This is a genomic window from Nonomuraea aridisoli (genome assembly GCF_003236395.1).
In the GTDB taxonomy this organism is placed as follows: domain Bacteria; phylum Actinomycetota; class Actinomycetes; order Streptosporangiales; family Streptosporangiaceae; genus Nonomuraea; species Nonomuraea aridisoli.
Genome location: NZ_POUD01000024.1, coordinates 25,985 through 41,387, shown reverse-complemented (window position 1 = coordinate 41,387; position 15,403 = coordinate 25,985). Strand labels below are relative to the sequence as shown.

The window sequence follows — 15,403 nt, the reverse complement described above, 5'->3', positions numbered from 1 at the left end:
GCCGCGAGGCCGGGAGGACGGATGGCAGGGCTACAGGTCCGGCCCTGCCATCCACCCGCCCGCCGGCGGCCGCCGTACACCACCGCCGCGAGGAGCGGCCGAGCAGCTTGGAGGATCCCCTCGTGGCCGACTTCCCGTTCAACATCGCGCTGGGCCGCGCCGTCGAGTTCTACTGGCGCGTCAAGAACGGCGACCCGGCGAACTCGGCGCTGCTCGTCGTCGCCCTGGCCGCCTCGGGAGTGGAGTCCGACGCCGTGCTGCGCGACAAGGTCAGCCTGGCCGACGTCGTGCTCGGCAACACCAACGAGGCCACCAACGCCGGATACAGCAGAAAGGTGCTGCTCGCCGCTGATCTAGCCCTGTACGAGCCGGATTACGACAACGACCGCGTGGACATCGACATCCCCGACCAGACCTGGACCGCTGTCCAGGCCACCGGCGGCGCCTGGTCCAAGCTGCTCGTCTGCTACAGGCCGGCCCCCTCGTCGACCGACGCCCAGATCATCCCGATAAGCGCCCACGACTTCGGCATCACACCGGACGGCTCCGATGTCGTCGCGCAGATCAACAGCCTCGGCTTCTACCGGGCCGCCCCCGCCTGATGACTGACACCTGCAGCCAGCGGGCGGCCGCGGTCAAGGACGCGTGCCACCGGGACTGGCAGCAGCACGCCGCCGGCGATCGGCTGCACAAGACCCGGCACGGCCACCGGCTCGAGGTCCTCGCCGAGCCTGCCGTCATCCGCAACGCCGCCGGCGAGCCCGTCGGCGTGGACGCGTGGGTGCAGCTGCACGACGCGCAGGGCCGTGAGGTGCCGATCGACCCCCACCGGCGGATCATCAACCCGCCCACCGTCACGAGGGACGGGCGGCAGGACCCCGCGGCCGCGTTCTGGGAGTCCGTCTGGGACTCGATCGACGAGACGCCGAACCCCGGCGGATGGCGCACCGCGGGCACCGTCACGGTGATCTACGGCGAGCCGGCCGACGGCCGCCTCGAGGGCCAGGGCAATACGTACGCCGCCGCCCGGAACGGCACCGGCACCATCCTGAACGACACCACGGGCGCCTTCTCCGCGACCGGCCAGTTCTTCGTCAGCACGTATAGCTGCTACCAGCAGTACTGGGCTTTCGACACGAGCGCCATCACCGACAGCGACGAGGTGACGGCGGTCCAGCTGGCGCTGTACCAGACCGGCCAGAACCTGGCCGGCGGCAACTTCGTGGTGGAGGCCAGAGCGTTCGACTGGGGCGACACGCTCACCACCGCCGACTACCGGCCCGGCAACACCCTCAACACCTACACGCTGCTGGCCAGCATCAACACCAACAGCATGGGGACGCTGAACCAGTACTACACGCTGAACAGCCAGCCGGCGTTCTTGTCCGTGCCGGGCCTCAAGACAGGCATGGTACGCCTGTTCACGTCCTCGTCCAAGCAGCGCACCGGAACGGCACCGACCGCCCGGGAGTTCGTCCAGTTCGCCACCGCCGACGCCAGCGGCACGACGACCGACCCGCGCCTGACGATCACGCACCACGGCGTGGGCACCGGCGGAACGCAGCTCGTCGAGGACTTCGAGGACGCCACCTACGTCGTCACCATCACCGCCGGCGGCGACACCGGCTGGACCAGAGACACCACCGAGGGACACGACAGCGGCGCGTCGCTGCGCTCGGGCGTCATCACCGACGAGCAGACCACTGACGCCATCGTCACGGTTCCGCCCGGCGCGACCGGCATGCGGTTCTGGTACTTGGTGAGCTCTGAGGAGACGTTCGACAAGTTCCAGCTCTTGATCGACGGCGTCGAGCAGTACCCGGAAGGCGGCTTGTCGGGCGAGATCCCATGGACGCAGTCGGACACCTTCGACGTGTCGGCCGCGACCACGGTCATCTTCCGGTACTTCAAGGACGTGTCCGTCCCGGCCGGCGCGGACGCCGCATGGATCGACGACCTCACCTTCACCTTTGGAGGCGGGATCGTCCGGGGCAACGTCTTCGACGGCGGCACGCACGGCGAGACGATCACCACCGGCAACTCTGGCGGCGCCAGCGGCGACCCGTTCAACAGCGTCGTGGGCAGCCTGCAGTACACCAACGTGCAGGCCCGCGCCGGCCTGGCCGCCGTGAACCCGGCCGCCGGCGTCGACTGTCACCTCGACTGGCGGGCGGTCGCGCAACCCGGGGACGTCTTCTGTGCCCGGCTGTACCTGTGGCTCGTCGCGGCCCCCACCGCGGCGCAGCGGGTGTTCGTGCTGCTCGGCTCGGCGGGCGTCGTATCCGCGGTGTGGATCTTCCCCGACCGGGAGATCACCGCATACGCCGGGTTCTCCGAGACGGCCGCGGCCGGGTTCACCACCCCGGTCCCCACCGAGCAGTGGGTGCGCATCGAGCTGCGCTACACGATCGGCGCCGCCGGCAACGGCACAGTGGAGATGTGGCTGTACCTGGCCGCCAACTCCAGCGCCCACGACGATTACGCGATCTCCACCACTCTGGCGTGGCCGAACGGCAAGCCCGAAGGCGCGGAGTTCCACCTGCAGCGCGACACCGGGTACTGGTACCTCGACGACGTCGCCATCGCAGACGAGAAGATCGGTTCGGCCTCGCCCGAGCAGTCCGCCACCGTCGGCCAGGTCGCCGAGGGCGACGCGGCCCGGTCTGTCAGCGGCCGCAAGACGCGCGGCATCGGCCAGGCCGCGACCACCGCGGCGGCGCATCCGATCGCGGCGACCAAGCGCGGCCAGGTCGGCCAGGCCGCCGAGGACGCGGCCGCGCAGCTGCTCGGCCGCCGCAAGCAGCGGGCGCTCGGCGGCCAAGCGTCCGAGCTCGACGGCGTCTCACCGATGGGCCGCGCCCACGCCGCGCAGGTCAGTCAGGTCGCCGAGACGGGCACCGCCCGGCACATCGCGCCGCTCGTCGGAACGCCCGTGCCGCAGACCGGCGAGGACGACACGGCGCTGCCGGTCACCGGGAGGAAGATCCGCGCGCTGGGCCAGGCGGCCGAGGGGGACGCCGCGGCCGCGGTCGCGGCCGGCCTGCAGCGCGCCGTCGGCCAGGTCCTGGCGGTCGACTCAGCCCAGCCGATGGTGCGCGTCTCGGTCCTCGAGGTCGGCCAGGCGGCCGAGCTCGACACCGCGCTGCGCATCAACTCGAGTGCGCTCGGCCTGGTGGCCGAGGCCGACGTCGCGCTGCCGATCACGCCGGTGGTGTACGCGGCCCGGCCGATGCGGGCCGGGCCCGTCCGCGTCGCCTGGGCCGCCGCCTCGCCGCGCGTCCGATGGGTGGCGGGCCGGCCTCGCCTGCGCTGGTCGTCCGTCGCCCACTGACGAAAGGTCCATCGACGGATGGACCTTACGCCCGACCGGAGAGGAGGCCACGGGTGGATGCCATCTCGTCCCTGTCCAGGCCGTACGTGTACGTGTGGATCGAGGGCGCCTACGGCACCGAGACGGTACAGCTGGCGTTCACCGGCGTGGGCGTCAAACCGACCGAGGACGACTGGAGAGCGGCCGAGTGGAACACCGCGAGCATCACCCGCGAGGGCGCCGAGGCGCGCGTCCTCGTCGGCCCGGGAAGCCCGAACGAGCTGCCGGTCGGCACCTACGACGTGTGGGCGCGCGTGACCGCACCCGTCGAACAGCCCGTCATGCTGGCCGGGCAGCTGCCCATCGTCTAACCGTCGGCCTTCCTGCGGTGGTAGCCGCGGCGGCCCTCGAGGATCTCGTCGACGGTGCTGCGCTTCCAGCGCTTCACCCCGTGCGCCTCCTCGTCCGGCTCGCGCCAGCGGCCGCGCGAGATGTCGGCCGCGATCGTGCCGCGCGCCAGGCCCGTGTACGTGACGATGTCGGCGATCGTCAGCAGGTCGTCCGGATCGCCCTCGGCCGGCGTCGGCTCGCGCAGGAACACCCGGCGCACGAGCTCGTCGACGGCGTCGGCGTCGTACTCGGCCCACCGGCCGCGCCGGCCTACAGCCGCCGGCCACTCCGGATGCTTGCGCCAGGTCTCCTTGACCGTGTCCAGAGCACGTCCGTACCGCTCGGCGATCTCTGGGGCGATCACGCGCCGGGGAGCTACCATGGAAGCGTCTTCCTCTCTTGCGAGTGGACGATCAGTCTGCTGGGCCTGGCAGGGGTGCCATTCAGGACCTTCACGGTCCGCCCTGCCAGGCCCATCAACGTCTCATGCGGCCCGGATGCGTGGCGGGCCCGGCCGTGCCCGCCACTCTCCGGAGATCAGCAGATCAGTCCAGCGGGGACCGTGGTCCCGGGCTGGCTGCCCGGGACCACGGCGGCGGCTAGGACTCCTCGTCCGCCAGAAGCGTTGCGAGCGTGATGTTCGCTACGGTCTGGCCGAGAAGGAAGAGCGTCCCGTCGTATCGCCACTGCATCGCCTCACGATGGTGCGCGATGTGCGCCACATCGAACGCCGAGGCGAATGCCAGGATCGCCATGTCCAGGTGGGTCCGAGCACCTTCGTGCATCGGCTCGTCCTGGAGGGCTTCCCGTGCCCTCTCGAGCATCCGGTCGACATCCTCGGGCTCGGAAGCCATGGAGGGGGCGATCTGGATGGGGATGGGCAGGTCGGCGAGTGCCGCCCGGAGGAGTCGGAACGTCTCGGTGAGCTTGATGATCAGCTCGCGTCGGCGTTCCTCATGGCTGTCTGCCATGTTTCCTTCCTTTCCGCTGTGGACTTTTCAATCTGCTGCCGGTCGGGGGTGCCAGCCCCTTCCGACATCTCTATTATGCAGCATTGGAATGGTGATTTGCAACAAGTTGGGCGAAGAAAAACGGGCCGATCAGCACGACCGGCCCGCCACGAAAGACCAGATCAGGACACCAGCGACACGCCCGTGACCAGGCCGTCGTCACCCACCACACCCGAGAACCTCAGCCCCGGCAGCGCATCGACCGCCACACCGAGCTGATCGGCCAGCCCGGCCGCCGGCACCCGCAGCGGATCGTCGCCGACGCCGTGGTGCTCCGTCACCACCTCGGCCCACTCGCCCACGACCAGCAGCACACGGCACTCCACCGGCGCCGACGGATCACCGAACCCGTGCGAGGCGTCCGGGCCACGCTCCCACGCGTCCGCGTTCCCGCTGGCCAGCGGCGCACGCAGCAGCCGCTCCATCTCATCCACGAGCATCACCGTCTCCCCTCGGTCGTGGCTCACACCTCCCAGTGTGCAGGCACCACCCACGACAAACCCCCGCTTTCCATCAACGCCCGGGAGGTGACCGTGGCCACCGCAGGACAGAACCTCGAGAACTACTGGAAGCGCGGCACAGGCGCCATCAAGATCAGATGGGGCACACCCGGCGACTTCACACGCTGCGTCCGCGAGCTCGACAAGCACGTGGGCAACGAACGCGCCCGCCGGATCTGCGCCCAATGGCACTACGAAACGAACGGCTTCTGGCCCGGCGACCGGCGCAACCGATGAAGCCCCTGCGCGACTGGGGCGCCGTCGCCGAACGCCACAGCGAACCGGCGAGCTGCCTCCTCCAGGTGCGCGTCATGGACTGCGCGTTCCTCATGGAAGAGAGCGTTCTACAGCTTCGGATTGCGCCTCTCGCGCCCGAAGGCGTCGGTGTGTTTGAAAGCCTGTTCGGGCGCAGACGGGGCGGGCCAGGAGATGATCAGGTAGTGCTCGAACGGCAGAGGAGTGTTGGCCGACCCATCCGGGTCGGTATCGCGCCCGCGCGCGTGTACTCGTAGGCGATAGAAGCCGCTTCCGTGGTGGGCGAGATTAGGTAGGTCGGGGAGATCTCCATCGAGCCCGCACACGATCAGCGATCCCGTGGTGGACTCGATGGAGACCTCGACTACCTCTTCCCAACTGTCCAGATCGAGGCCTGGGGGCGCATCCGTCAGCTGCACCTCGACATCGACGGCGCCGATCGCGATGCCGGTCAAGATCGTCGCACCGTCGGGTTCGTCATCTACCACGATCAGCCCGTTGCCTTGGGTTTCCAGAGGTGCCGGCCCGCCCTCTTCGGCATCCCGGAGCTGGATCTGGTGGTAGGTCAGTTGGACGTTAGCCCAGTGACTGGGAGGTGTGCTGATCATGGGGAGAGCCTCCGCGACCTTCGAGAACTGGCAGTCAGAGTGGCTGCAGCTCATCTTCCAGGCCGTGCAGCTGCTCGCCGCCAAGCATGTCATGTTCCGCGCCGGCGCCCGCGACCTCGAGCGCATCGAGGCCAAGATTGACCACCTGATCAGAAAGGCAAGCGAGTGAGCATCACCATGCCCGTGGACTGGGTCGCGCGCATCTGCCATGAGGCCAACCGCGCCGTTCAGGCACTGACGAACGACCCCGCCCCGTCGCCCGCCTGGGAAGACGCACCCGAATGGCAGCGCGAGTCCGCAGTGGCCGGCGTCGAGACGGCCCGATCCGGCGCCACTCCCGAGCAGCTGCATGAGTCCTGGCGCGCGCACAAGGAAGCCGACGGATGGACCTATGGCGACGTCAAGGACGCCGACGCCAAGACGCATCCGTGCCTCGTGCCCTACGGCGAACTGCCCGCCGAGCAGCGGGCCAAGGACGCGATCTTCCACGCCATCGTGAGAGCCGTGAGCTAATGCCCGGCTGGAAGGGCAGCACGCGACGCCACACGCTCCCGCCCAACTGGCCGGACATCAGGCGGGCTGTCCTGCGCCGCGACGGCTACCAGTGCACGCACATCCGCGCCGACACCGGCAACCGCTGCGGCGAGCGCGCCACCGACGTCGACCACCTCGGCGACAGGGACGATCACCGCCTGCAGAACCTCGCCGCCAAGTGCGCCGGGCACCACCGGCGCAAGAGCAGCAGGCAGGGCGCCGAGGCCGCCAACGCGCGCCGCATCCCCCGAAACCGGCCGCCCGACCCGCACCCGGGCCTGACCGCCTAGGAGATCGCCATGCACCGAGCCATCGACCAGCTCGGCATCGAACTGGACCTGGCCGACGACGACCTCGTCTCCGACGCGGTGCTCATCGCCAAGGTGCACAAGCCCGACGGCGGCGTGTCCGTCGTGCTGCGCGTCTCGTCCGGCACCGACTGGGTGACGCAGCGGGCGCTCATCGCGGTCGCCAACGACGTCGACTCCGACGGGTACGACAACCTGTGACGCACAGCGTCATGGAGTTGAAGCTGCGCCTGGCCGAGGAAGCGCTGCTGCGCGAACGTCAGGACCATCGCGCGACCACCATGCGAGCGCAGCAGGCTGAGGCGGCCATCGGCAGAGCGCGAGCGCTGGCCGACACCTGGCGGCACGCGGCCGCGGTGCGCGTCGACGTCGCGGCCGGCGACGCGGCCCGAGAGATGTGGACCATGATGCGCGACATCTGCGATCAGATCAGCGCAGCGCTCGACATCACGCCGCGTGACGACCCAGGGGGGTAACCCCCGGCCCCGGCTGGCCCTAGACCGCTGTGTCATAGCCGCTGCCACCCGCTACGGGTTTTCAGGTCCGCGAGCCGGCCGCGCCGACTACGGAATGTGACGGCAGGAGGTGAGCGATGGGCACCCGCGGCCCCGTGCCGAAGCGGTCCGACCAGCGCCGCCGCACCAACAAACCGGAGGGCGGCGAGGTCACCAAGGCGCCGTCCCGGTCCGTCCGTGTGGCGCCGCCGGCGGCCGAGGCCCGATGGCACCCCCTGGCGCGCGAGTGGTACGACTCGCTCGCCGAGTCCGGCCAGTCGGCCTTCTACGAGCCGAGCGACTGGGCGCAGGCGAGGGTGTGGGCCGAGCTGCTCAGCCGCGAGCTCAAGAAACGCTCCCGCGTCTCGGCGCAGATGGTCGCCGCGTGGGCGGCCGGCGCCACCGAGCTGCTCACCACCGAGGGCGCACGCCGGCGGATGCGGCTGGAGCTGGAGCGCGCCGGCGAGATGGACGGCGACGAGGAGGCAGCAGTCGTGGCGATCGATGAGTACCAAAAGCGCCTCAGCGGCTGACCCGGCGAGCCGCCTGATCACCCTGCCCGAAGGGCTGCCGAGGTGGACGCTCGGGTGGGAGCTCGTACGGTGGGCGACCAAGTACCTCAAGCACCCCAACGGGCCGAGGGCGGGGAAGCGCTGGGAGTTCGTCAACTCCCAGCTGCGCTTCCTGCTGTGGTGGTACGCCGTCGACGAGTCCGGGGCGTGGCTGTACCGGCGCGCGGTGCGCCGCCTGGCCAAGGGATCCGGCAAGAGCCCCTTCGCGGCCCTGGTGGCGCTCGGCGAGCTGACCGCGCCGGTCCGCGTGGACGACTTCGATCCGGACCTGCCCGGAGGCGTGCGCGGCCGCCGGGTGACGATGCCGCTGGTGCAGATCGCGGCCACGGCCGAGTCGCAGACCGAGAACACCATGCGCATGGTGCGGGCCCTGGCGCCGAAGGGCTCGCGGCTGGTCCGGGACTTCAACCTGGACCCGGGCAAAACGCAGTACTACATGCAGCCCGAAGGGGCCCTGCACGTGCTGACGAGCTCGTCGACGGCCGCGGAAGGTGGAGAGGCGTCGTTCATCGTCGGCGACGAGACAGAGCACTGGCTGCCGTCCAACGGCGGCCCCACCTTCTACAACACGCTGGCCGACAACCTCGCCAAGTCCGGCTCCCGGATGCTGGAGACCTGCAACGCGTGGAAGCCCGAGCAGGGCAGCGTCGCCGAGGCGTCCTACCGGGCGTGGCTGGCGCAGGAAGAGGGCAAGACGCGCGGCCAGACGCGCATCCTGTACGACGCGCGCATCGCGCCGCCGGACACGGACATGGCCGACGAGAAGTCGCTGCGGCGCGCGTTGGACTTCGTCTATGACGACTGCTGGTGGGTGGACCGGTCGTTCATCATCGAGCGCATCTGGGACGTGAGCTCGAGCCCGGACGACTCCGAACGCAAGTACTTCAACCGCCCGACCGAGGCCCGCGACGCGTGGCTGAAGGCGCCGCAGTGGGACGCCTGCGCCGACGCCACGAAGGTCCTGGCCGACGGCGACCAGGTGGCGCTGGCCGCTGACCTGTCCAAGTCCGGCGACGCCACGGCGATGATGGTTTGCCGGATCTCCGACGGGCACCTGTTCACGTGGGAGGTGTGGGAGCCGCCGGACGGACCCGAAGCTGCGGACTGGGAGGTGCCGCGGCTCGAGCTCGACGCCGCGGTGGCTCGCGCGTTCGACCGGCTCGACGTCGTCGCGTTCTACGCCGAGCCCGGCCCGCTGCTGTCGTACGTCGACCAGTGGGGCGAGAAGTACGGCGGCCGCGTGTGCGCGAAGGCCAACCCGAAGAATCCCGTGCGGTTCGACATGCGATCCACGCAGGACCGCCACGACGACGCCGGCCCTCAGCAGGGCGGCCGGGAGCGTACCGCGGTGCTGCGGCGGTTCACCGAAGAGTGCGAAGCCACGCACGCCGCGATCGTCGCCGGCGACCTGACCCACGACGGCGACCCCCGGACGCGCCGGCACGCACTCAACGCCCGCCGGCGGCCGAACCAGTACGGCGTCAGCATCGGCAAGGAGTCCCGCCACTCGCCTTACAAGATCGACGCCGCGGTAACGGGCATCATCGCCCGCCTGGCGCGCAAGGACTACCTGGCTCTGCCGCCCTCGAAGCAGCGGCGCAAGACCGACCGGAGGGTGGTGGTGTTGCGGTGATCGACCTGTCGCTGTTGGATGTGCAGATCCTGCGCAAGCTGATTCGCCGTATCCAGCGCAATCAGCGACGACTGGACACGCTGGACGGCTACTACGAGGGCGAGCGGCGGCTGCAGGCGCTCGGCCTGGCGCTGCCACCCGAGCTCGAGCAGCTGGCCACCGTCATCAACTGGCCCGGCATGTACGTCGACAGCCTCGAGGAGAGGCTCGACATCGAAGGGTTCCGGCTCGGCGGCAGCACGAGGACCGACGAGCGGCTGTGGGATTGGTGGCAGGCCAACGACCTGGACGAGGAGTCCGGGCTGCTGCACCTGGAGAAGCTCATCACGGGCGGCGGCTTCATCACCGTCGGCTCGCCGGACGCGAGAAGCGATCCGCCGGTCATGACCGTGGAGTCGCCGCGCTACATGACCGCGGTGACCGACCCGCGGACGCGACGCGTGATCGCCTCGGCCCGGCTCTACAGCGACGACGAGGACGGCACGCCGGCGACGCACGCCACCCTCTACCTGGAGAACCGCACGGTCCACTACCGGCGGCGCGACGGCCAGTGGGAAGAGGACAAGGCCGACGACCACAAGCTCGGCGTCTCGCTGGTGGTGCCGGTGGCGAACCGGCAGCGCATCCGCAACCGGGCCGGGCACACCGAGATGCGCGACATCATGGGCCTCACGGATGCCGCCTGCAGGTCGCTGACGAACCTGCAGGGTGCCCAAGAGCTACTGTCGGTGCCGCAGAGGTACGTGCTCGGCGCCAGTGAGGACGACTTCAAGGACCAGGACGGGAACCCGATCCCGGCGTGGCAGGCGTACCTCGGCCGGTTCCTGACCCTGATGAACGACCAGGCGAAGGTGGGCCAGTTCCCGGCGGCCGACCTGCGCAACTTCACCGAGGTGCTCAACTGGTACGCCCGCGCCGTGTCCGCCATGACGGGCATGCCGGCGCACTACCTCGGGTTCACGAGCGACCAGCCGGCCAGCGCGGACGCGATCCGCTCGAGCGAGGCGCGGTTCGTCAAGCGGGCCGAGCGCCAGATCCGTAGCCTGTCCGGGCCGTGGGAGGCGGCGCAGCGGCGCGCCATGCTCGTCAAGGGCCTCGACCCGAACGACGCGGTGCGGCTGGAAACCGTGTGGCGCGACCCGGCCACGCCGACCTTCGCGGCCAAGGCCGACGCGATCGTCAAGCTTGTGCAGGCAGGGCTGCTGCCGCGCGAGGCCGCATGGGAACAGATGGGCTGGGGGCCGGAGTACCGGCGCCGGCTGCGGCAGCTGTCCGACGACGACCCCGCAGTGCGCTTCCTGGCCGAAGAGGAACAGGACGAGCCGGTCGTCGACGATGAGGACGCGGCCGCGTGACCCCGGAGGAGTACCGGCGCCAGCAGGCCGGCGTCCTGGCCAGGCTGCTGCAGCTGCTCATGCCGCTGCTCGGCGTGCTGCAGGCCCGGCCGTCCGATCAGCAGTGGCGGGCGTTCGTACAGGCGCTGTACCCGATCGTCATGCGGTCGCGGACGGAGTCGTGGCGGGCGGCCGAGCGGCTTTATCGCGGGCAGCGGGTCCTGCAGGGCGCGCCCGAGGGCCCGATCGAGTTCCCGCGCCGCAACTACCCGCCCGAGGCCCTCGACAAGGCGCTGCGGCGGGTCGCCCGCGGCCGCCTGGCCGGGCTCGACGACGGCCAGGCGGTGCCCGAGCTCGTGCGCCAGGAGGCGGCCGCCGTCGTCGTACGGCACGCCCAGGACGCCGGCCGCGAGGCGATCGTCGACGCCGCCCGGCACGACCCGGAGGCCCTCGGCTACGCCCGCGTGGCCACCGGAACGAGCACGTGCGCGTTCTGCCTGATGCTCGTGTCGCGCGGCCCCGTCTACAAGAGCGCCAGCGCGGCGCTGCTGCGCGACGGCACCGGCGAGCCGTACCACGACCGCTGCGACTGCATCGCGGTGCCCGTGTTCGCCCGGGAAGAGTGGCCGGGCCGCGCCGAGTACGAGGCCGCGGAGCGGTTGTGGCGGGAAGGCGGCCGCAGCCTCAACGGGCTGCGCCGCTACCTAGCCGAGCAGCGCCGCCAGAGCGGCGAGCAGGGCGGCGAGCAGGCCGCCTGACCCACAGACCACCCGCCCGCTGGCGGGAAGCGCCACGGCCGCGCACAAGGCCGGACACCTACGCCGACGGGCTCACGGAGAACCTGATGACGACACACGATCTGCCTGTTCACCCGCGCACTGGACTGCGCGCCATCGGACTGCTCAAGGGCGGCCGGCCGATCTGGCCGGTGCTCGGCGGCAGCGAGGGCGCCCCCGAGGGCGGCGGCGGTGACGGCGGAGCGGGCAACAACGGCGGCCAGGGCAACCAGCCGCCGGCGACCTTCACGCAGGCCGACGTCGACCGCATCGTGAGCGAGCGGCTCGGCCGGGAGCGGACCAAGTACGCCGACTATGACGATCTCAAGTCCAAGGCAGCCAAGTACGACGAGCTGTCGCAGTCGCAGAAGACCGAGGCGCAGCGCCAGCAAGAGCAGCTGGAGGAAGCGCTCGGCCGGGCCACGCGGACTGAGGTCGATCTGTGGAAGGAGAGGGCCGCGCGCAAGCACGGCCTGGACGACGAGCTGATGGCCTTCCTGACCGGTGAGACCGAGCAGGAGGTCCTCGACCGGGCCAAGACGCTGGCCGACAAGCTCAAGCAGTCCGCCGACGACGAGCAGTCCGACGAACGCCGCCCCGGCGGCCGCCGGACGCCGGCGCCGGATCATTCCCAGGGCCGTGGCGGCGGAAGCGACGGCGGGTCACTCGCCGCCGGACGGGAGCGCTACCGACAGCGCACCACCAAGACGTGATCACGAAGGAGAGACATGGATCTCACCCTCCGGACCGAGAGCTGGGGCCAGGACGACGCGTCCTGGCTCGGGTCCAGCCACGGCACCGACGCCGGGCGCAGCATCACCCTGGACACCTCGACGTTCACGCCCGCGACGCACTACCCCGACGGGTACTTCCCGTCGGGTCTGCCGCTGGGCCTCATCACCGACGGCGGCAAGTACGGGCCGTACGACGCCGCGGCCACCGACGGCCGCCAGGTGCTGGCCGGGTTCCTGCTCGACTCCGTCCAGGCGCCGGCCTCCGACGCCGTCGACGTGGTCGGCGCGCTGCTGGACCACGGCCGGGTCATCGTCGCCAAGCTGCCGGTGGACTTCGAGGCGCCGGCCGCGGCCTCCGACGCCACCACGATCGTCTACGTGTAAGGGGGCTGACACATGGAGCTCATCGCCCAGTACGCGACGCCGGCCGAGCTGACCGGCTTCGCGCGTGAGAGCCTGGCCGACCGGGCCGTCAACCAGTTCAGCCTGGCGCGCTGGCTGCCGTACCGGAACGTCAACGACCTCGAGTTCCGGTTCAACCGGGGCCCGAACGAGCTGGTGCGGGCCGCCAGCTTCCGCGCCTACGACGCCGAGACGCCGATCGGCGCGCGGCCGGGCGTCAGCCGCGTGACGGGCGAGCTTCCGCCGATCGGCGAGAAGCTGCGCCTGACGGAGTACCAGCAGCTGCGGATGCGCAACCTCGACGAGGAGATCACCAACCTGGTGTTCCGCGACGCCGAGACGCTCGCCCGCAAGATCGCGGCCCGGCTGGAGCTGGCCCGGGCCGACGCGATCGTCAACGGCAGCGTGACGATCTCCGAGAACGGCGTGATGGCCACGGTCGACTTCGACCGCTCGCCGAGTCACTCGGTGACCGCGTCCACCGCCTGGACGGACCTGGCCACCTCGACGCCGCTCGACGACCTGCTGTCGTGGGCGCAGACCTACAACAACGACGTGGGCGAGAACCCCGGCACGATCCTCACGTCGACGCGCGTCGTGGCGCTGCTGATGCGCAACGAGCAGATGCGCGGCCAGATCGCCGGCAGCTCGGCGGCGCTGATGACGCTGGATCAGGTCAACGCCGTTCTGATGTCGTTCGGCCTGCCGTCGGTCACCACGTACGACGCGCGCCTGATCGACCCGGCCGGCACCGCCCGCCGCGTCATCCCGGACGACAAGGTCGTCTTCCTGCCGGCGCCTGCCGACCCGATGGGCGACAGCGAGCTCGGCGCCACGCTCATGGGCCTCACCCTCGAGGCGCAGGAAGCGGACTATGACCTGGCGCCCGGCGACCAGCCCGGCATCGTCGTCGGCAACTTCCGCACCACCGACCCGATCGCGCTTTGGACCCACGCCGCGGCGATCGGCCTGCCCATCATGGCCAACCCCGACCTCACGTTCGTCGCGGACGTGGCCGCGTAAAGGAGGGCGAGAACATGGCACAGCGCAGAGTCGCCCGCTACGTGCACGTGAACGGCCGGGTGTACGCGCCGGGCGACGTCGTCTCCGACGAGGACGCCAAGCTGATCCGCAACCCGTCCGTGTGGCAGGCCGAGGACGACGGCCAGGAGGACACCGTCGTGCCCGGCCCGGGCCAGGCGACACCGACCACGACCGACCCGGCCGCGACCGGCGGCGCGCCGGCGCAGCCGCAGCGGCCGGCGAAGTCCGCCACGAAGGACGCCTGGCGTACCTACCTGGAGAACGACGGCGTGCCGCCGGCCGAGCTCGAGGGCAAGACGCGCGACGAGCTCATCGCCCTGGCCGACCAGCGCGAGCGACCCGAGTAGGAGGCCGGCGTGGCGTACGCGACCGTCCAGGACGTGAGGGCGCGCATGGGCAGGCCACTGACCTCGGAGGAAGAGACGCTGGCCGAGACGCTGCTCGGCGACGCCGAGGTGCTCATCGAGGAACGCATCTCCGACCTGGCGGCCCGCGCCGCCGACCCGCAGTACCTCAAGCGGCTGGTCATCGTGGAGGCCAACGCCGTGCTGCGGGTCCTGCGCAACCCCGAGGGGTACAGGTCGGAGTCAGACGGGGACTACTCCTACAGCCGGTCAGCTGAGGTCGCGTCCGGCCTGCTGGAGATCACCGACGCCGACTGGAAACGGCTCGGCGTGCGCATCGCCGGCGCGTTCACGATCGCGCCGGCGATCGGCACGCCGCGGTGGGGGCCGCTGGCTCCTCGTCGTCGCCGGGGGCTGTGGTGAGCCTGCTCGACGGCGGCCCGGACGAGGTCCTCATCTACCCCGAGGTGGTCACGCTCGACGAGCGCGGCAACGAGGTCCGGGTGCCGGCCGAGACGCCGGTCCCGGCCCGCGGCCGCGTCCAGCCGGTCGCCTCCTCCGAGGCGGCCGTCGCCGGCCAGCAGGTCACCACCACGTACCGATTCATCACCCGCAACGCGCCGCTGGGGGCGTGGGCGCGGGTGGTGTGGGACGGCCGTGAATGGGACCTGGCCGGCGAGCCGCAATGGTCGCGCGGCAGCCTGCGGACTCGGCATGTGACGGCCCTGCTGCAGGCGCGGGGCCCTCAGTCGAACGCCGACCTTCCGTTCGTCGCTGCAGATGCAACACCTGAGGATGAGGGGGCTGACTGATGGCTCAGGTCAACCGCAACGTGGCGCGGCTGGTCGCCCGCGAGCCTGGCGTACGCAAGGCCGTGCGCAACAAGGCCGGCGAGTTGGCCGGCCGCGCCAGGGGCCTGCTGGGAGCGCACCGGGTCACGGGCGCTACCCGAATCGAGGTCACCTCGGGCAAGGTCGACGCCTTCGTCAGCATGGTGGGCGAGGGCGTCATCAGCATCGAGTACGGGCACGGCGCCTACATGCGCGACGGCCGCACGATCGGCGCCAGTCAGGGCCTGTACGTCATCCACCGCACTGCGGGCCTTCGGTGACCGGGCACGGCCCGGAGTGCTGGCGAGAGCCGGACCATCACGCG

The 15,403-nt window shown here is 70.8% G+C and carries 24 protein-coding genes; 20 read left to right on the top strand and 4 right to left on the bottom strand.

The window, feature by feature from the left end:
- The first annotated feature begins 107 nt into the window (after nucleotides 1–107).
- From C1J01_RS08975 to C1J01_RS08965, 3 genes are read left to right on the top strand one after another with little or no spacing between them, the layout of a single operon-like run.
- A complete protein-coding gene (locus tag C1J01_RS08975; RefSeq protein WP_111177999.1) occupies nucleotides 108–602 on the top strand; it encodes a hypothetical protein in 495 nt (164 codons plus the stop codon).
- Complete coding sequence (locus C1J01_RS08970; RefSeq protein WP_111177997.1) at nucleotides 602–3,331, top strand: hypothetical protein; 2,730 nt, start codon at nucleotides 602–604, stop codon at nucleotides 3,329–3,331. Before C1J01_RS08975 ends, C1J01_RS08970 begins: the two co-directional genes overlap by 1 nt.
- Before the next feature lie 53 nt (nucleotides 3,332–3,384).
- Nucleotides 3,385–3,681 (top strand): hypothetical protein, encoded by a 297-nt coding sequence (locus C1J01_RS08965; RefSeq protein WP_111177995.1) that lies wholly within the window; start codon nucleotides 3,385–3,387, stop codon nucleotides 3,679–3,681.
- Here the strand turns inward: C1J01_RS08965 and C1J01_RS08960 are convergent.
- The 3 genes from C1J01_RS08960 to C1J01_RS08950 all read right to left on the bottom strand — a co-directional run bounded on the left by C1J01_RS08960 (nucleotide 3,678) and on the right by C1J01_RS08950 (nucleotide 5,177).
- Nucleotides 3,678–4,082, bottom strand: coding sequence for a helix-turn-helix transcriptional regulator (locus tag C1J01_RS08960; RefSeq protein WP_111177993.1), 405 nt, complete (start codon nucleotides 4,080–4,082; stop codon nucleotides 3,678–3,680). The genes C1J01_RS08965 and C1J01_RS08960 overlap by 4 nt on opposite strands.
- 217 nt (nucleotides 4,083–4,299) lie before the next feature.
- On the bottom strand, nucleotides 4,300–4,671 hold the full coding sequence (locus tag C1J01_RS08955) for a hypothetical protein (protein ID WP_111177991.1): 372 nt from the start codon (nucleotides 4,669–4,671) through the stop codon (nucleotides 4,300–4,302).
- 161 nt (nucleotides 4,672–4,832) lie between these two features.
- The gene (locus C1J01_RS08950; protein WP_146615514.1) at nucleotides 4,833–5,177 is read right to left on the bottom strand and encodes a hypothetical protein; all 345 of its coding nucleotides are present in this window, start codon (nucleotides 5,175–5,177) and stop codon (nucleotides 4,833–4,835) included.
- A 66-nt stretch (nucleotides 5,178–5,243) separates the two neighbouring features.
- On the opposite strand from C1J01_RS08950, the gene C1J01_RS08945 reads away from it, so the two are divergent.
- The gene (locus C1J01_RS08945) at nucleotides 5,244–5,447 is read left to right on the top strand and encodes a hypothetical protein (RefSeq protein WP_181448643.1); all 204 of its coding nucleotides are present in this window, start codon (nucleotides 5,244–5,246) and stop codon (nucleotides 5,445–5,447) included.
- Nucleotides 5,448–5,554: 107 nt separating this feature from the next.
- Here C1J01_RS08945 and C1J01_RS08940 read toward each other — a convergent pair whose 3' ends face one another.
- Nucleotides 5,555–6,073: a hypothetical protein gene (locus C1J01_RS08940; protein WP_111177985.1), complete on the bottom strand. Its 519-nt coding sequence runs from the start codon at nucleotides 6,071–6,073 to the stop codon at nucleotides 5,555–5,557.
- Here C1J01_RS08940 and C1J01_RS49665 point away from each other — a divergent pair.
- From C1J01_RS49665 to C1J01_RS08860, 16 genes are all read left to right on the top strand, one after another.
- A complete protein-coding gene (locus C1J01_RS49665; RefSeq protein WP_181448645.1) occupies nucleotides 6,072–6,242 on the top strand; it encodes a hypothetical protein in 171 nt (56 codons plus the stop codon). The two genes, C1J01_RS08940 and C1J01_RS49665, sit on opposite strands and share 2 nt — an antisense overlap.
- Nucleotides 6,239–6,586 (top strand): RyR domain-containing protein, encoded by a 348-nt coding sequence (locus C1J01_RS08930; RefSeq protein WP_220039800.1) that lies wholly within the window; start codon nucleotides 6,239–6,241, stop codon nucleotides 6,584–6,586. The genes C1J01_RS49665 and C1J01_RS08930 overlap by 4 nt, the downstream gene beginning before the upstream one ends.
- Nucleotides 6,586–6,897, top strand: coding sequence for an HNH endonuclease (locus tag C1J01_RS08925; RefSeq protein ID WP_111177981.1), 312 nt, complete (start codon nucleotides 6,586–6,588; stop codon nucleotides 6,895–6,897). Before C1J01_RS08930 ends, C1J01_RS08925 begins: the two co-directional genes overlap by 1 nt.
- Nucleotides 6,898–6,906: 9 nt before the next feature.
- Complete coding sequence (locus tag C1J01_RS08920) at nucleotides 6,907–7,116, top strand: hypothetical protein (protein ID WP_111177979.1); 210 nt, start codon at nucleotides 6,907–6,909, stop codon at nucleotides 7,114–7,116.
- 11 nt (nucleotides 7,117–7,127) lie between these two features.
- Nucleotides 7,128–7,391: a hypothetical protein gene (locus tag C1J01_RS08915; RefSeq protein WP_146615513.1), complete on the top strand. Its 264-nt coding sequence runs from the start codon at nucleotides 7,128–7,130 to the stop codon at nucleotides 7,389–7,391.
- A gap of 116 nt (nucleotides 7,392–7,507) precedes the next feature.
- Nucleotides 7,508–7,942: a phage terminase small subunit gene (locus C1J01_RS08910; RefSeq protein ID WP_111177975.1), complete on the top strand. Its 435-nt coding sequence runs from the start codon at nucleotides 7,508–7,510 to the stop codon at nucleotides 7,940–7,942.
- Nucleotides 7,914–9,614 (top strand): terminase large subunit domain-containing protein, encoded by a 1,701-nt coding sequence (locus C1J01_RS08905; RefSeq protein ID WP_111177973.1) that lies wholly within the window; start codon nucleotides 7,914–7,916, stop codon nucleotides 9,612–9,614. Before C1J01_RS08910 ends, C1J01_RS08905 begins: the two co-directional genes overlap by 29 nt.
- Nucleotides 9,611–10,969 (top strand): phage portal protein, encoded by a 1,359-nt coding sequence (locus C1J01_RS08900; RefSeq protein WP_235854339.1) that lies wholly within the window; start codon nucleotides 9,611–9,613, stop codon nucleotides 10,967–10,969. Before C1J01_RS08905 ends, C1J01_RS08900 begins: the two co-directional genes overlap by 4 nt.
- Nucleotides 10,966–11,706, top strand: a complete 741-nt coding sequence (locus C1J01_RS08895) for a VG15 protein (protein WP_111177971.1) — start codon at nucleotides 10,966–10,968, stop codon at nucleotides 11,704–11,706. The genes C1J01_RS08900 and C1J01_RS08895 overlap by 4 nt, the downstream gene beginning before the upstream one ends.
- An 86-nt stretch (nucleotides 11,707–11,792) precedes the next feature.
- On the top strand, nucleotides 11,793–12,437 hold the full coding sequence (locus C1J01_RS08890; RefSeq protein WP_111177969.1) for a capsid assembly scaffolding protein Gp46 family protein: 645 nt from the start codon (nucleotides 11,793–11,795) through the stop codon (nucleotides 12,435–12,437).
- Nucleotides 12,438–12,452: 15 nt separating this feature from the next.
- Complete coding sequence (locus tag C1J01_RS08885; protein ID WP_111177967.1) at nucleotides 12,453–12,842, top strand: head decoration protein; 390 nt, start codon at nucleotides 12,453–12,455, stop codon at nucleotides 12,840–12,842.
- Between the two features lie 12 nt (nucleotides 12,843–12,854).
- Complete coding sequence (locus C1J01_RS08880; RefSeq protein ID WP_111177965.1) at nucleotides 12,855–13,883, top strand: major capsid protein; 1,029 nt, start codon at nucleotides 12,855–12,857, stop codon at nucleotides 13,881–13,883.
- Nucleotides 13,884–13,897: 14 nt separating this feature from the next.
- Nucleotides 13,898–14,251 (top strand): hypothetical protein, encoded by a 354-nt coding sequence (locus tag C1J01_RS08875; protein WP_111177963.1) that lies wholly within the window; start codon nucleotides 13,898–13,900, stop codon nucleotides 14,249–14,251.
- Nucleotides 14,252–14,260: 9 nt separating this feature from the next.
- On the top strand, nucleotides 14,261–14,671 hold the full coding sequence (locus C1J01_RS08870) for a Gp19/Gp15/Gp42 family protein (protein WP_111177961.1): 411 nt from the start codon (nucleotides 14,261–14,263) through the stop codon (nucleotides 14,669–14,671).
- On the top strand, nucleotides 14,668–15,060 hold the full coding sequence (locus C1J01_RS08865) for a phage head completion protein (protein ID WP_181448642.1): 393 nt from the start codon (nucleotides 14,668–14,670) through the stop codon (nucleotides 15,058–15,060). Before C1J01_RS08870 ends, C1J01_RS08865 begins: the two co-directional genes overlap by 4 nt.
- A complete protein-coding gene (locus C1J01_RS08860; RefSeq protein ID WP_111177959.1) occupies nucleotides 15,060–15,359 on the top strand; it encodes a DUF5403 family protein in 300 nt (99 codons plus the stop codon). The genes C1J01_RS08865 and C1J01_RS08860 overlap by 1 nt, the downstream gene beginning before the upstream one ends.
- Nucleotides 15,360–15,403 lie beyond the last annotated feature (44 nt).

What these genes read in the sequence shown, in the direction of transcription:
- C1J01_RS08970 (WP_111177997.1), top strand. Translation starts at nt 602, where the DNA reads ATGACTGACACCTGCAGCCAGCGGGCGGCCGCGGTCAAGGACGCGTGC.
- C1J01_RS08960 (WP_111177993.1), bottom strand. Translation starts at nt 4,082, where the DNA reads ATGGTAGCTCCCCGGCGCGTGATCGCCCCAGAGATCGCCGAGCGGTAC.
- C1J01_RS08955 (WP_111177991.1), bottom strand. Translation starts at nt 4,671, where the DNA reads ATGGCAGACAGCCATGAGGAACGCCGACGCGAGCTGATCATCAAGCTC.
- C1J01_RS49665 (WP_181448645.1), top strand. Translation starts at nt 6,072, where the DNA reads ATGGGGAGAGCCTCCGCGACCTTCGAGAACTGGCAGTCAGAGTGGCTG.
- C1J01_RS08940 (WP_111177985.1), bottom strand. Translation starts at nt 6,073, where the DNA reads ATGATCAGCACACCTCCCAGTCACTGGGCTAACGTCCAACTGACCTAC.
- C1J01_RS08925 (WP_111177981.1), top strand. Translation starts at nt 6,586, where the DNA reads ATGCCCGGCTGGAAGGGCAGCACGCGACGCCACACGCTCCCGCCCAAC.
- C1J01_RS08920 (WP_111177979.1), top strand. Translation starts at nt 6,907, where the DNA reads ATGCACCGAGCCATCGACCAGCTCGGCATCGAACTGGACCTGGCCGAC.
- C1J01_RS08915 (WP_146615513.1), top strand. Translation starts at nt 7,128, where the DNA reads ATGGAGTTGAAGCTGCGCCTGGCCGAGGAAGCGCTGCTGCGCGAACGT.
- C1J01_RS08910 (WP_111177975.1), top strand. Translation starts at nt 7,508, where the DNA reads ATGGGCACCCGCGGCCCCGTGCCGAAGCGGTCCGACCAGCGCCGCCGC.
- C1J01_RS08905 (WP_111177973.1), top strand. Translation starts at nt 7,914, where the DNA reads ATGAGTACCAAAAGCGCCTCAGCGGCTGACCCGGCGAGCCGCCTGATC.
- C1J01_RS08890 (WP_111177969.1), top strand. Translation starts at nt 11,793, where the DNA reads ATGACGACACACGATCTGCCTGTTCACCCGCGCACTGGACTGCGCGCC.
- C1J01_RS08885 (WP_111177967.1), top strand. Translation starts at nt 12,453, where the DNA reads ATGGATCTCACCCTCCGGACCGAGAGCTGGGGCCAGGACGACGCGTCC.
- C1J01_RS08880 (WP_111177965.1), top strand. Translation starts at nt 12,855, where the DNA reads ATGGAGCTCATCGCCCAGTACGCGACGCCGGCCGAGCTGACCGGCTTC.
- C1J01_RS08875 (WP_111177963.1), top strand. Translation starts at nt 13,898, where the DNA reads ATGGCACAGCGCAGAGTCGCCCGCTACGTGCACGTGAACGGCCGGGTG.
- C1J01_RS08860 (WP_111177959.1), top strand. Translation starts at nt 15,060, where the DNA reads ATGGCTCAGGTCAACCGCAACGTGGCGCGGCTGGTCGCCCGCGAGCCT.